Source organism: Paucilactobacillus suebicus DSM 5007 = KCTC 3549, from assembly GCF_001434475.1.
Lineage (GTDB): Bacteria > Bacillota > Bacilli > Lactobacillales > Lactobacillaceae > Paucilactobacillus > Paucilactobacillus suebicus.
The window spans coordinates 24,455-38,192 of the sequence record NZ_AZGF01000004.1; the positions used below are offsets into that span (position 1 = coordinate 24,455).

The following is a 13,738-nucleotide window of genomic DNA, read 5'->3' on the forward strand; positions in this document are numbered from 1 at the left end:
ATGGACGCAATATTTGGTGATCAAATTACTGTTGGTTATGGGAAACGAAATGTTCTCACCAATCAATCAGTTCATATTCATAGTGGACAAATTACAGGATTAATTGGCCCCAATGGCAGTGGTAAATCAACAATTTTAAAATCAATCAGTGGTATCAAACCAATTGAACACGGTAGAATTTCCGTGGAGGGCCAAGACATTGATGTACTGAATCCTAAACAACGAGCTAAACAAATTGCTTATCTGGAGCAGGCACCTACTGTTCCTGGCGATTTAACCGTTAAAAGTATGGTTAAGCTTGGGCGGTACGCATATTGTCACGGCTTATTTGGTAAGGACGAACATGGTGAAACACAGATTAAAAAGGCAATGGTAGAAGCACAAGTTGCTGAATTAGCTAATCGACGTATTGATGCTTTGTCAGGTGGTCAACGTCAGCGTGCTTTTATTGCAATGACATTGGCTCATAATAGCCCGGTAATCATGCTTGATGAGCCAACTACTTATTTAGATTTAACTCATCAACTAGATGTGCTTAATCTACTTAAGCATCTCAACCATACACAAGATAAAACGGTTGTACTAGTCTTGCATGATCTTAACCAAGCTGCCCAATACTGTGATCAACTAATTTGTATTAACGAGGGCCAAGTCGTTAAAACTGGGACACCGAAGGAAGTACTGACAGAAGAATTATTAGCGGATATTTTCCAGGTTAAAGCGAAAATTACATTTCAAAGCTCATGCCAGTATCCACAGCTAATGGACTATGAAACGCTGGTGAATCAATGAAAACAAAAAAATTAACGTGGATTAACGGAGTACTCCTATTAATTTTGATTCTAGCTTTTGTGGCTAATTTGTGTGGCGGAGTTCAATGGTACGGCTTAAATCAGCTTTGGGCAGATCCAAATTTAATGGCAACCAAGATTATGTGGACGATCAGGTTACCACGTAGCTTGTCAGTTGTACTGGTTGGTGCCCTGTTAGCATTTAGTGGGCAGCTAATGCAGGCACTGTCGAAGAATCCGATTGCTGATCCATCTATTTTAGGTGTCAATGCAGGTGCAATGTTGGCGCTGATGATTGGGTCGTTGTTTGGTATCAGTCTGTCTGTTTTTAATACAATGTGGTTAAGTATTTGCGGTGCATTAATAACCTTTTTAATTGTGCTTGGTCTGTCAATGACTAAACAGGGTATTGATCCCCTTAGGTTTATACTAGGCGGCACGGTTTTTGCTAGTTTTATTAGTTGTATTGCCTATGCTGTAAGCTTGTTAACCAATAGTTCAGTTCAATTTCGCAATTTGTTGGTTGGTGGTTTTAGTGGCGCCACGTATTCTCAAGTTGAGTTATTGACAGTGGGGATTATCGTAGTAATCGTTCTGGTCGTAGTGTTACGTAAAAGCTTGACGTTATTAGTGTTAGATGATGCTACGGCCAGTTCCTTAGGAGCTAAACCGGGTGTCACTAGGATCATTGCATCTCTGATGGTCGTGATTTGTGCAGGTATTAGCGTTGCGGTTGCCGGTAATATAGGCTTTGTTGGCCTAGGGATTCCTCAAGTGATTAATTATCTGCATCCAGATGCATTAGAAAGAAACGTTGTTCCAACTATGCTTGCAGGCGGGATCTTTATGCTGGTTGTTGACCTAATTGCAAAAACGTTGGCGGCACCAACTGAATTACCACTATCAGCATTAAGTGCAATATTTGGTGGTGCGTTCTTGTTCATCATTGTTGCGAAAGGGTCAAGGGTGACCCAAATATGAGTATGAAAAGAATATTTGGTAGTTATACAATGGCAATTTTGCTATTAATCGTACTGAGTCTGGCATTATTAGCAATTGGTGACATTCATCTGTCGTTGTTAACCACCATTAAAACACTGTTTGGTGATTCATCAGATCGAATCGCCAACATCGTTATTTGGGATATGCGAATGCCGTACATTGTGGCAGCATTAACTACCGGTAGTTGTTTAGCAATTAGTGGGCTGATTTTACAATCATTGACCTATAATCCATTGGTCGACTCAAGTATTCTAGGTGTTAATGCTGGAGCAAGCTTGGGAGCAGTCGTGTTAATTGGGCTGGCAGGAATTATTAAAGCAATTAATGTCGATACATATTTACCAGTGGCTGCAGTGTTTGGAGCGTTAATTAGTTTATTAATTGTTGGTATCATGAATCGGGAAGGTTCCAAAATGCAGATATTGCTAGGTGGTGTTGCTCTGACGGCGCTATTAAATGGAATTATTCTGATGGTGGAATTGAGCCTCAATAAGTTCGACTTTGATAAAGTACTAGTGTGGTTAAGTGGTAGCTTTTGGAATTTGGATCCCGGCTTTTTGACTGGGTATGCAATTGCAGCGGTGATTTTAATTGCTATTACGAGTGGGTTTAGTCGTGAACTGGGTGTTCTTATGTTAGGAGACCTCACGGCGTTAAGCCTGGGAGTAAATGTAAAATTTGTGAAACGGATGCTCATGCTGATGGCAATTGGTATGGCAGCGGTGGCGGTATCTGTGGGCGGTGCAATTAGTCTGGTTGGTCTGATGGCACCAAATATCGCCCGAAAAATGTGTGGCAGCAAAATTCAGGTATTATTACCTGTCACATGTTTAATCGGTTGTGTAATTATGTTGTTATCAACATTGGTTGCCAATAATTTATTTTTACCGTCTGTATTACCAGTTGGACTGGTAGTGGCAGTTATTACGATGCCATACTTCTTGTATCAATTGTTTAGATACTAAGTGCTGAGTAGTGCAGAGAAATATGTTAGTTAAAAAATAAGAGTAGAGAGGGATTGATTAAAATGAAAAAATGGAAAGTTGTAACAGTACTTGCGATGGCAACGCTATTATTTGCGGGATGTGGTAAATCAACGGCAAAATCAAGTAGTGCTGATAAAACAAGGACAATCAAAACTGCAGATGGCAAAGTGAAGGTACCAGTTCATCCAAAACGAGTTGTTTCAACGGTGTATACAGGTGAAATTCTGTCATTGGGTGCTCATGTTAGTGGATCGACCAGCATGGATTTGTCTAATCCTTACTTGAGCAAAAAGACAGTAAAGGGTATCAAAAACTTGGGTAACAGTCTAAGCAGTGAGGCTGTACTAAAACAAAAGCCTGATCTGATTATTACTGATAATGAATCGGACGTTAAAAAACTGAAGAAAATTGCACCGGTTGTCTATATTCCATATGGTTCAACTGGCAACGTTTACCAAACATTAAAGAAATTTGGTAACATTCTTAATCGTCAAAAGCAGGCAACAAAGGTTGCTAATGAATTGAAGAACACAGCTAAGACTGAAACGACAAAACTAAAGGCGGCTGGTATTGACCCAGCCAAAACAACGGTTGGCATGTACGAAATGCAAGACAATAAGTTGTATGTCGATGGTAGCAGTTGGGGTCGTGGTGGCGAGGCACTTATCACAGCCTTGAAGTTCAAGTTGCCAAGCTCAATTCAAAAGATTCAAAACGGTGCAGGGTATAAGCAAATTTCAACAGAGTCGCTAGACAAGTACTCAGCAGATTGGGTGTTCTTTACGAGCTACAGTTCAACATCAAAGGGTAACGACCAAGCTGTATCTGATTTGAAGAGTAATCCGGTTTGGGAAAACCTAAAGGCAGTTAAGGACGGCCACGTAATTGAGTTGCCATTCAATAAAATGTATTATTACGATCCAGCAGCGGTAAAGGGACAGATGAAGCTGGTGACGAATGCAATGATTAAAGCCAACTAGATTGTAAAAACACGCGTTAAGATGCTGGTGATATAACGAAGCCCCACACTAATCGATGAACTTACGATTGGTGTGGGGCTTCGTTATATCATGAGCATCTGCTTGTTTTTACACGTTTTGGCAAAAAAATAGCGCGAGAGATGAACTTACGATTGGTGTGGGGCTTCGTTATATCATGAGCATCTGCGTGTTTTTACACGTTTCAGCAAAAAAGTAGCGCGAGAGATGAACTTACGATTGGTGTGGGGCTTCGTTATATCATGGGCATCTGCGTGTTTTTACACGTTTCAGCAAAAAAGTAGCGCGAGAGATGAACTTACGATTGGTGTGGGGCTTCGTTATATCATGGGCATCTGCGTGTTTTTACACGTTTCAGCAAAAAAGTAGCGCGAGAGATGAACTTACGATTGGTGTGGGGCTTCGTTATATCATGGGCATCTGCGTGTTTTTACACGTTTCAGCAAAAAAAGTGGCGCGAGAGATGAACTTAAGATTAATGGGGCCACTCGCCATATCACTAGCATTTACAATTTCCGAACACTAAAAAAACTCAACGCCCTCATGCGGCATTGAGCTTTCAACCTAAATATTACCTTGCATATAAACCAGTTCATCAGTTGAAATTTGTTCATTCAACATATTGGCCATTTCTGGAACGATTTTTTGTTTAGCTAAGGCCTGTTGAACAAATGTATGCTCGGCTTGGAATACTTCAATGTAAAGTGAAGCGATGAGATCTTCGTCTAATTGGCTACCATGTTGCTGGCTTCGCTGAGTATACGAATTTTTGACTAGATTAACAAGGTTGATATTATCACTAGTCTGAATCGAATTAAGGTAGTCAATCACGGCTTGATTAACTGTTTTCATCGCATCAACTAATTGCTGGCGTTGTGCTTTTACTTCTTCCTGATTACCATGTAATTCACGGTTTACTGGCGGCTTAAAACCTTTTTTGCGACGCATCCTGCGAAATTTACGTTGGTGCCAATATCTTTTGATTTGACGATTGGCAATTTTTAAAAATCCACGAAAACCCGTTGGCCCATTTGTGACGGCTTGGTGTCCAATAATTCTCTGATAAAGTTGATGGACATCTTCGGTTATTTCACCACGATCAGCCATATCATCGATCTTTTTTAAAACCACATCGTTAGTTTTTTGGGCTAATTGCATGTAATCCTTTCGGTTAATTCTATTATTAAAATTAGTTTGGCTACTAATCACTTGGCTGACTTGTTCAACCTCACGTGATGCAGGATTATTCTCACGCAAAGACTCAAGTGCTGCATAGACCATTTCACTTAGAGTCGTATTAAGTTCATCATCAGAAAAACTAGTCGTTTTGGACTCAAGGACAATCGGATAAATAATTGTTCCAACAAGGATGCTGATTAAAATAACCAGTGCGGCAATAAAAATCAATTGATTCCGTAATGCAAAACTAGTTCCATTAATGGTTGCGGGAATCGAAAATGCCATTGCTAAGGTAATAGTTCCGTGGATGCCACCAGTTGCTACTTGGAGTGCAGTTTTAGTATTAGACTGATCCTTCTGATTCACGTGGGCAAAGTTCAATTTAATCCATAGAAATCTAATGATGAACATGACTACGTATAGCATTACAGCTATTCCAATCAGGAAACTGATATGGGTTAGTTTTGAAGAAGCAATAACGGAGGGGAGGGTTGCACCCAGCAACACAAACACAAACCCGTTCAAAACATCAGAAACGATGTCCCATGTAGTTCTAGATACAATTTGTAATTTAGTGGAGGTAAGTTGTAACCGATCATATAACAAACCATGCGCCAATCCGGCTGCAACCACAGCTAGGATGCCTGAAACACCTAACTGTTCGGCAACCCAATAAGCAATTAGTGGCGTCATGACGTTGATCGGAATAACGATCGCGCTGACGTCGGTATGACTTCGTGTTAAGTACATTCGCACGCTGATAAGAAGCATACCAATCACCCAGCCGATGATTAATCCGCCAAAGAAGGCCTTTAAGAACGAAAGAATGCCCGTGGCTACATAAAAATTCCCTGAAACCATGCTACTCAGTGCTAAATCAAAAATCACAATTCCTGATGCGTCATTAAAAAGTGATTCGTGTTCTAGTGCGGTATTCACATGTTTTGGCATCACTACATTTTGAGTAATTGAACTAACCGCCACCGCGTCGGTTGGAGTAATGATTGCGGCCATCATAAAGGCAACTGGTAGAGTTGCAATTGGCCAGACTGAATGCATGACAAAACCAACAATAATGACTGTGACGATTGCTAACCCCACCGCCATTGAAAGCATGGTGGATAAGTTACGGCCTAACTTACTTAAAGATTGGTTTTGTCCGTCATTGAACATGAGTGGTGCAATGATCGCCAACATAAAAATTTCTGTGTTTAGGTGAATATTAAACTCTGGTACGCCAGATAAAATTAAGCCAGTTGCAATTTGAAAGATTGCAAGAGGTACCTTGTCCCAGATTAAGCCGATAATGTTAGCAAACACAACGGCGATGACCATTAAAGTGACTGAAATAATGATTGACATAATTTTTTGCCTCGTAATATTGATTGGCTTAATTTTAACAGAAAAGCCTTGTAAATAAGCAATAACGAATAAAATAATTGTCTGTTAAAATAATTTACCCCGCTAATTTACTCGCCACTTGTGCCAAAAGTGAGATTGGGGTTTTCTTTTGGTCTTTGATCCAGTCAATGGTCATTTGGTAAAGTCCAGCTGACACAAAACTATTCCAATAGCGGGCGTAGTCACCCGTAAAGGGGATGGAAGAAACATTATCTAAGTAAAACTTACTAACAAAATGGGTGAAGTGGCTAATGAGCAATGATTCTGCACCACTACTAATGATAACTTCAAATAGTTCACTATGAAGATCAATATATTCAAAATATGAACGACTGATCATAGTTGGCTGTTTGTCTTCAATTTGGTTCAAAAATTGATAAAACGGTAAAATTGAACGATCAAAGTAATCGCCAAGAACGTCTTCTTTGGAGTCGTAGTTTCTATAAAAAGCCATTCGTGAAATGCCAGCTTTTTTCGATAGTTCGCTGACAGAAATCTCATTGAACTTTTTAACTTTCATTAGTGAAAATAACGCAATTTGTAAGCTTTCTTGGCTTAGTTGTTTTTGCTCTTTACTATATGGGTTTGCCATAACAAATACCTCCATTGTGTAACGGCTCAGGGATAACTGCTTGCCATTACTTCTGGGTGAGTATATCATGATTCCAGTAAACGTTACAAGTGTAACACCAGGGAGGACAAAAAAATGACAAAAACACCTCAACAACCAATTAACAGTCCATTCACTATGAAGGCGACAAGTAAACAGGTGATGAAAAATATTAATTTAGAAGGTAAGACGGTAATTGTCACTGGTGGCTATAGTGGTATTGGATTGCAGGTTACTAAGTCACTGGTTAGGGCTGGTGCGAATGTGATTGTGCCTGCTAGAACAATTGATAAGGCAAAGAACGCAGTTGGTAATTTGCACAATGTCGAGTTTGGCGAACTTGATTTGATGAATGGTAAATCAATTCAACAGTTTGCAGAGAATTTTAACCGGCACCATGAACAGCTTGATTTATTAATAGAATGCGCTGGTATCATGTTTGCGCCATTGAGAAGAGATCAGCGTGGCAACGAATCACAATTGTCGACAAATTATCTCGGTCACTTTCAGCTAACTAATTATTTGTACTCAGCCTTAAAAAAAGCGGGAAATGCACGGGTTGTGATTGTTACTTCACGAGCTCAAAGTTGGAATGGCGTTGACTTCGATGACCCGAATTTTGTGCGACGCGAATATGATGCGCATGTGGCATATGCGCAGTCCAAGTCTGCCGATATTTTATTTGCAGTTGAACTTGATAGGCGGGCTCAAAAGGATGGTATCAGAGCGTTTGCGGTTCATCCAGGATTAGTACCGGGAACCGGCCTTGGGAGATTTGTTAATCGTAACGCTCAGTTACAAAAGTTCTTAGGATTTGTGATGAATGATCTTCAGTTGACACGAGCAATCAGCACCAAGAATTCGGTTGAAGCTCGGTTGCATGGTCAAACTGAATATGATTATTTCAAAAACGTCCATCAAGGAGCTGCCGATATATTATGGGCGGCCACTAGTCCCTTACTTAATGATAAGGGTGGTGTTTTTATTGAGGACTCTAATATTGGTACGGCTGTCGATGCAAATAGTAATTCGAAATTTGGTGCTCGACCTTGGTCAATTGATTCACAGCAAGCTACTGATTTATGGAAGTTAGGTGAAAAACTATCTGGGGTAAAATTTGATATTGAGTAGCTAATCAGTCCAATTTTGCCGTTGACCCTCTTTCCACAATTTTCGTACTAACAAATATTTTAACGTTAGCGGTTAGTTCGCCACTCAATAATTTCGTGAGTGTGAGTAGGCTTTGGCGAACCATTTCTCTCATAGGTACATGGACGGTAGAAATTTCCGGATACACTAACTTATCTTCACGATTGTCATTGAATCCCATGATGGCAATGTCCTCGGGGATGCGTAAGTGATGTTGCTGGCAGATTTTGACCAGTGAAAGCGCTAGGTAGTCGTCTTCACAAAAGAACACTTCGGGTAAACGAGAGCTGTTCACGATGGGTGATACCTCATCAGGTTGTGGGGTGGTGCTAATCGGTGATAATTGATAGACGTTATCCTCATCCAATTTTAAATTAACAGAGGCTAGTCCGTCTTCAAATCCCAAGCGCCGTTGGTCATAATTGTACATTCTGAAACTTGATTTGATGTAACCCAATTTTTTAAATCCTTGGTTGGCTAAGTAAACAGCAGATTTATAACTTCCTTGGTAGCTATCCATGGTGACAAAACTGGCATCCATCACTGGAAAGTTGGTATCTACAACGACTAGATTTGGTTGCAACTCTTGTACTAGACGTGCAGCCTCTTCAGATAAGTCGGTGCCAATCAAGAAAGCACCATCACCGGTTAATGAGTAGTTACCTTTTCTTAAATCTTGCATATCTAAAATACTGGTATTCAAATGAACATTAAAATTGGATGCTTCATTCGAGAACAGTGCCAACATCTTTTCAAAAAAGGGCTGTTCACTAAAGTCGGCGGTTAGGATATTGGCTGATTTAATTGCTACAAGATCAAAGTTTAAAACATCATTGCGTTTTCGCAGTGGCTTATAGCCGTACTGGCTCACAACTGACTTAATACGCTGCCGAGTTGCTTCGTTGACACCAGGTCGATCATTTAATGCTAACGATGTTGTGGCCTTAGACACGTGAGCTAATTTTGCAATATCTTCTAATTTAATCATCATGTCATCCCCAATCACGGACAGTATATCATAAAACTATTTAAACTAATTTAAACTAGCAACTAAATAAAATTGAACAAAGCATCTGAACTGATTAGGATAAAGCATGTTAGCTATCAATGTTTGTAAATTAATCTAAATCAGAAAGATGGGTGTCAATTTGCCAAGACTAAAAGATTTTAAACAACGATTATTCTTTTTAATTGTGTCACTGATCATGAATTCTGTGGGGACTGCACTGACAATTTCTACTAATATGGGCAGTGCTGTGTGGGCGGCTTCTTCGGTAAACCTTGCTAATTGGATTGGAGTGCCGCTTGGCACCACAATGTTTTGCTATGGTGTATTGGTGACGATTGCTAATCAATTATTCATCGGTCACTTTGATCGGCGCCGGTTTATTTCAAACCTGATGTTTACAGTGCCATTTAGTTACTTGGTTCAGTACGTAACGACTTTTTGGGACTGGATTGGGGTGCCACGTCTTAATTTAGCAGCGCACATTATCTTGGATGTCATTGGAATCGCAATGATTTCAGCTGCTGTTTCGATTTATCAACGCTCTAACCTGATTATGCATCCTAACGACGACTTGTCATACATTTTAAGATTCAAGTTCATGCATAATTCATCAGTGATGGGGCAGTGGGCCAGCTACATTCCACCGGTAGTGGTCACGGTTTTAGCGGTTATTTTTACACATCAAATCTACGCAGTCAATTTTGGTACAATACTGGCGCTAGTGGCACAAGGAGAAATGATGAAATGGTCGGACACCCATGTGTTCCCAAGGTTGAAGCATCATGTGGACATCGGCGTCAGAGTGTGATGGAAAGCGGTTAGATGTCAGAATGTAAGCCACCAATGCGAATATTCTGGGTTTGAATATTGGCATTGGTGGCTTACATGGCCGACATCTGCTTTACATCACACGTTTCAGCAAATCAAATTTAAAAACCAAATCAAACCAAAACAAACATCAAAAAAGCCAGAAACTCGAGAAAAAATCTCGAATTTCTGGTTTTTATTAATTCATAATCTGCCAAACAATTGGTACCTGTAACACGATCAACAGTCCAACCATCCAGGTAATATCTCGCGCTTTCACCTGAACCAATTCATACGCACTACGCGGTTGATCTTCCACAAATCCGTGGGAAATCATTGCCATTGCCAAATTTTCGGACCAGTTAATTGCCACTAAGATAGCCTTAAAGTAAAGATGAGGTGACCACCAAGAGAGATTGACGCCACGCATAGCGGCAGCACTTTTAATGGTGACAATCGTCTGTTTAATTTTAGGCAACATGTTAAATGCTGCCAACGTTCCATATGCAAATTTCGAGGGTAGATGACAGTTTTGTTCCAAACTGTGAGCTAAATCTAGTGGCTTAGTGGTCAGTGAAAATGAAGCACCAGCAAATACGTAGGCATACATCCTTGTAAAGAGCGCTGATGCGGTGGCTAAATCATGTTGACTACTGAAAAAATAAATGGTGGTAAACAGACCAAATGCTGGAATGATTGGTACAATAACGAGCCAGGCCAGTGTCTTTCCATGAATTCGATGATAAAACAAGTAGGTAACGCTGATCAAAATAACTAAAAGATTGGCCGGCAGATTGTATGTGAAGGAAATTTCCAGTGAAGCGATTAGAATGAGTGCCAATTTGATTGTTGGATTCATTAAATCACCTCCTGGTATGTTAACGTTTGGTTGCTAAATAGAACATGATGATCGACCCACTGGCTTAACTTAGTCAGCTGGTGACTAATCATGATCACTGTTTGGTGCTGGGCCTCACAGCTTTTTTTTAAAATATCAAAAATACCAGTAATTGACTTTTCATCCAGGCCAGTCAATGGTTCATCCAGTAACAGAATTGAGGGGCTGATGATTAACATCAATAGAATTTGTAATTTCTTTTGCTGGCCTTGGCTGAGCGAATATACCACTCTTTCGCCAAATCCTGATAGTCCCAAACTATTAAGTGCATCGTTAATCATTTGATCGGAAAAATAATTAGATAATCGATGCTTTTTACTCAATTCGAGTTCTTCATTGACGGTCACGTCCACAAATTGACTGGCGGCTTCTTGAAATACCATTGCAATTTGCTGGTGATATTTGGCCGGACGGATTTTTTGAATATTCGTATGGTTAAGCGTAATTACGCCCTTGTAATTGAATAACTTAGCGATCGCACTGAATAGAGTTGACTTGCCGATACCATTCTGACCGGTGATCAGTGTAATTTGCTGATCGTAAAAATTAAATGAATCAATATCTGCAAGGGTTGTAGTACCCCGTGTTAGTTGAAGGTTTCTGAGTTCGATCACTGAGTGTTCTTGATCACTAGGTAGCGTGACCGGCACATGATGAATGGAAAAATGATCTGCCAGAACTTTGTGCTTTTCGTCTTCAGATAAATGTTCTATTCTGTGACGGATCACGTCGAACCGGTACATTTCATCAACTACTTCTTCATATCCAGTTAGATCGTGGTCAGTCACCACGATTGTTTTATTATATTGATCTTTTAAAACTGCGAGACGCTCAATTAATTGATTACGGGATTGAGGATCAACACTCGCAAATGGTTCATCAAGTAAAAAAATATCACTATTCATAGCAATCATCACTGCCAACGCACACTTTTGCTTTTCACCACCAGATAGAGTGCCAAATTGACGATCTGCAAGTGATTCTATGTTGCAAAAATTTAAAGCATCTTGAATCCGTTGGTCGATCGTATCGTGGTCTAACCGTAAGTTTTCCAGTGCAAAGATGATCTCATGCCGCGGGGTGTCTAGTGTAAACTGTTGACTAGGATCTTGAAACATCATTGCTACGCGCTGATTGGGTTCAATCTTGACACTACCAGAAGATATTGTGCCACCAAAATCTGGATATAGATTGGCAATGATTTTTAACAGTGTAGATTTGCCACAACCAGATGGTCCAACTAGGAGTGAAAACTTGCTACTAGGTATATTGACCGTCGCATCTTCAATTGTGGGTAATTGATCATCATATTCAAATGTCAGATGTGATACGCTAATTGCCGTCATAAATAAGTCCTATCTTGTTGCTAGTACGTGAGCCCTGCTAAGTAACCCATTAATAATTTTGACAAAGACGCCGCCAAATATGAATGTTGAAATCAAACGTGCAACGAATAAAATAATTAATAATTGAAAATCAAATTTTGCGTATCCGTTTCTAAGCATATCCCAGCCAAAAGTTAAAATGGTCGTGGTAATTGTAGTGATGGTGAGGGTGATCCAGTTGTAATAGCGATAGCGGGTAATGGTAAATCCTAGTTCAGTGGCAATTCCTTGGACAACCCCAGAAATCAAGGTTGCTGCACCCCATTGCCCGCCGAAAAACATTTCACCAACTGATGCCAAAAATTCACCAAGAAATGCGGTTCCTGGGATACGAATCATAAATCCGGCTAGTGGACCGGCCATGACCCACAGACCCATCATTAAATCGTTAGCCATTGGTGCTAAACCAAATGGTGTTAACATAGCGGTTAGTGCGTTGTAGACGAAGTCTGTACCAATAAAAATGGCGCCAAACAATATACCAATTAACGCCAGTAAAATAATATCCCGAACATGAAGCTTTCTCTTTTGATTCATCTGAGTGAATCCTCCTAAAAATAAATTATCAAATCGCATCGTCGGGTAACGAAAAAAGCGTCCCTCCGACAGCGGAGAGACGCACAATAAATATTCACTAAATCGTGAAAAATAATGTCTATTTCTATCTCCCTTCGCTGGTACTAACCAGAGCAGGTTCTATGGGTATATCTCAGCCAAAAGGCACCCCAGATGTAATATGATTTACAGTTAATATAATTGATTTTCCGTGAAATTGCAATTAATTTTCAGTTAAATGGCAAGATTTTTGATTACTATTTAGATCGTCAATAGTATAATACCTTGGTGTGAACTTCAAAAAAGGATGAGATTTCATGTATATTGTCAAATCGCGGGAACGTTTGATAAATATCGGCTTAGCTACTGTACTATTGCTGATATTGGTGTGGTTATTGTGTCATAAATCAGCCACCATCGTTTTACTAAATGAAGTCTGTCGCCAAATAATATTGAAATTCATAGAAATTCCACATGTTTTGGGAATATTAATTGGGGTATTGTCAGCTCCGCTCACGTGTAGTTTGTATATCATTGGCTTGTGGTTTGTCCTCTGGGGTAAAAAGCACAAGATGATTGTAGCGTGGGTACTGATGATGTTTTTTATAGGGCAGATTGGACTGAAAATTATTTCGCTGATGTTGCATCTGATCATACACGGTCACGCAGCCTTTGCGTTTTTAAATGGGACAGTTTTCAGCATTATATTACTTGTTTATGCGGTATATGTTGCGGTAATTCCATTGATTCGCCGATCAACAGGGTGGATCTTAATGTTAGTGTTGTTCTGTTTTGCGATGCTCACAATTGTGATAGTAATGCAAAAAGCGCAAGTTGGATTAATGGATACAATTGCGACACTGATGTTAGGATATATCTGGGTGCAAATAAGTGAGGCAGCTTATTTGCGCTGGTTTATCAATTGGCAGGATCGAAGAATTTTTCGCCATTCAGATTTTAATTAAAAT

13 protein-coding genes and 1 riboswitch are annotated in these 13,738 nt (G+C 39.9%); of the genes, 7 read left to right on the forward strand and 6 right to left on the reverse strand.

Annotated features, from left to right (window positions below; genetic code table 11):
- From FD16_RS02610 to FD16_RS02625, 4 genes are all read left to right on the forward strand, one after another.
- Positions 1-792, forward strand: coding sequence for an ABC transporter ATP-binding protein (locus FD16_RS02610; protein ID WP_010621469.1), 792 nt, complete (start codon positions 1-3; stop codon positions 790-792).
- The gene (locus FD16_RS02615; protein WP_010621470.1) at positions 789-1,772 is read left to right on the forward strand and encodes a FecCD family ABC transporter permease; all 984 of its coding nucleotides are present in this window, start codon (positions 789-791) and stop codon (positions 1,770-1,772) included. Before FD16_RS02610 ends, FD16_RS02615 begins: the two co-directional genes overlap by 4 nt.
- Complete coding sequence (locus tag FD16_RS02620) at positions 1,769-2,758, forward strand: FecCD family ABC transporter permease (protein WP_010621471.1); 990 nt, start codon at positions 1,769-1,771, stop codon at positions 2,756-2,758. Before FD16_RS02615 ends, FD16_RS02620 begins: the two co-directional genes overlap by 4 nt.
- Positions 2,759-2,820: 62 nt before the next feature.
- Complete coding sequence (locus tag FD16_RS02625) at positions 2,821-3,759, forward strand: ABC transporter substrate-binding protein (RefSeq protein ID WP_010621472.1); 939 nt, start codon at positions 2,821-2,823, stop codon at positions 3,757-3,759.
- Between the two features lie 582 nt (positions 3,760-4,341).
- Here the strand turns inward: FD16_RS02625 and FD16_RS02630 are convergent.
- Positions 4,342-6,318 carry a cation:proton antiporter gene (locus FD16_RS02630; protein WP_010621473.1) on the reverse strand — a complete coding sequence of 659 codons (1,977 nt, stop codon included), beginning with the start codon at positions 6,316-6,318 and terminating at the stop codon, positions 4,342-4,344.
- Between the two features lie 94 nt (positions 6,319-6,412).
- Positions 6,413-6,949: a TetR/AcrR family transcriptional regulator gene (locus FD16_RS02635; protein WP_010621474.1), complete on the reverse strand. Its 537-nt coding sequence runs from the start codon at positions 6,947-6,949 to the stop codon at positions 6,413-6,415.
- Positions 6,950-7,063: 114 nt separating this feature from the next.
- On the opposite strand from FD16_RS02635, the gene FD16_RS02640 reads away from it, so the two are divergent.
- On the forward strand, positions 7,064-8,098 hold the full coding sequence (locus FD16_RS02640; protein WP_010621475.1) for an SDR family NAD(P)-dependent oxidoreductase: 1,035 nt from the start codon (positions 7,064-7,066) through the stop codon (positions 8,096-8,098).
- Positions 8,099-8,102: 4 nt separating this feature from the next.
- On the opposite strand, the gene FD16_RS02645 is transcribed toward FD16_RS02640, so the two are convergent.
- Positions 8,103-9,107, reverse strand: a complete 1,005-nt coding sequence (locus tag FD16_RS02645; protein ID WP_235778154.1) for a LacI family DNA-binding transcriptional regulator — start codon at positions 9,105-9,107, stop codon at positions 8,103-8,105.
- Positions 9,108-9,264: 157 nt separating this feature from the next.
- Between FD16_RS02645 and FD16_RS02650 the strand changes: the two genes are divergently transcribed.
- The gene (locus tag FD16_RS02650) at positions 9,265-9,933 is read left to right on the forward strand and encodes a YczE/YyaS/YitT family protein (RefSeq protein ID WP_010621477.1); all 669 of its coding nucleotides are present in this window, start codon (positions 9,265-9,267) and stop codon (positions 9,931-9,933) included.
- A gap of 198 nt (positions 9,934-10,131) precedes the next feature.
- Here FD16_RS02650 and FD16_RS02655 read toward each other — a convergent pair whose 3' ends face one another.
- The 3 genes from FD16_RS02655 to FD16_RS02665 are packed head-to-tail and all read right to left on the reverse strand — an operon-like array spanning position 10,132 to position 12,752.
- Positions 10,132-10,791, reverse strand: a complete 660-nt coding sequence (locus tag FD16_RS02655) for an energy-coupling factor transporter transmembrane component T family protein (RefSeq protein ID WP_010621478.1) — start codon at positions 10,789-10,791, stop codon at positions 10,132-10,134.
- The gene (locus FD16_RS02660) at positions 10,791-12,176 is read right to left on the reverse strand and encodes an ATP-binding cassette domain-containing protein (RefSeq protein ID WP_010621479.1); all 1,386 of its coding nucleotides are present in this window, start codon (positions 12,174-12,176) and stop codon (positions 10,791-10,793) included. The genes FD16_RS02655 and FD16_RS02660 overlap by 1 nt, the downstream gene beginning before the upstream one ends.
- A 9-nt stretch (positions 12,177-12,185) precedes the next feature.
- Positions 12,186-12,752: an ECF transporter S component gene (locus FD16_RS02665; RefSeq protein WP_010621480.1), complete on the reverse strand. Its 567-nt coding sequence runs from the start codon at positions 12,750-12,752 to the stop codon at positions 12,186-12,188.
- A 112-nt stretch (positions 12,753-12,864) separates the two neighbouring features.
- Positions 12,865-12,953: riboswitch (TPP riboswitch) on the reverse strand.
- Positions 12,954-13,087: 134 nt separating this feature from the next.
- On the opposite strand from FD16_RS02665, the gene FD16_RS02670 reads away from it, so the two are divergent.
- A complete protein-coding gene (locus tag FD16_RS02670; RefSeq protein WP_010621481.1) occupies positions 13,088-13,735 on the forward strand; it encodes a hypothetical protein in 648 nt (215 codons plus the stop codon).
- Positions 13,736-13,738 lie beyond the last annotated feature (3 nt).

Excerpts from the sequence above, each read along its gene's own strand:
- FD16_RS02610 (WP_010621469.1), top strand. The coding sequence starts at position 1 with ATGGACGCAATATTTGGTGATCAAATTACTGTTGGTTATGGGAAACGA.
- FD16_RS02615 (WP_010621470.1), top strand. The coding sequence starts at position 789 with ATGAAAACAAAAAAATTAACGTGGATTAACGGAGTACTCCTATTAATT.
- FD16_RS02620 (WP_010621471.1), top strand. The coding sequence starts at position 1,769 with ATGAGTATGAAAAGAATATTTGGTAGTTATACAATGGCAATTTTGCTA.
- FD16_RS02625 (WP_010621472.1), top strand. The coding sequence starts at position 2,821 with ATGAAAAAATGGAAAGTTGTAACAGTACTTGCGATGGCAACGCTATTA.
- FD16_RS02630 (WP_010621473.1), bottom strand. The coding sequence starts at position 6,318 with ATGTCAATCATTATTTCAGTCACTTTAATGGTCATCGCCGTTGTGTTT.
- FD16_RS02635 (WP_010621474.1), bottom strand. The coding sequence starts at position 6,949 with ATGGCAAACCCATATAGTAAAGAGCAAAAACAACTAAGCCAAGAAAGC.
- FD16_RS02640 (WP_010621475.1), top strand. The coding sequence starts at position 7,064 with ATGACAAAAACACCTCAACAACCAATTAACAGTCCATTCACTATGAAG.
- FD16_RS02645 (WP_235778154.1), bottom strand. The coding sequence starts at position 9,107 with ATGATGATTAAATTAGAAGATATTGCAAAATTAGCTCACGTGTCTAAG.
- FD16_RS02655 (WP_010621478.1), bottom strand. The coding sequence starts at position 10,791 with ATGAATCCAACAATCAAATTGGCACTCATTCTAATCGCTTCACTGGAA.
- FD16_RS02660 (WP_010621479.1), bottom strand. The coding sequence starts at position 12,176 with ATGACGGCAATTAGCGTATCACATCTGACATTTGAATATGATGATCAA.
- FD16_RS02665 (WP_010621480.1), bottom strand. The coding sequence starts at position 12,752 with ATGAATCAAAAGAGAAAGCTTCATGTTCGGGATATTATTTTACTGGCG.
- FD16_RS02670 (WP_010621481.1), top strand. The coding sequence starts at position 13,088 with ATGTATATTGTCAAATCGCGGGAACGTTTGATAAATATCGGCTTAGCT.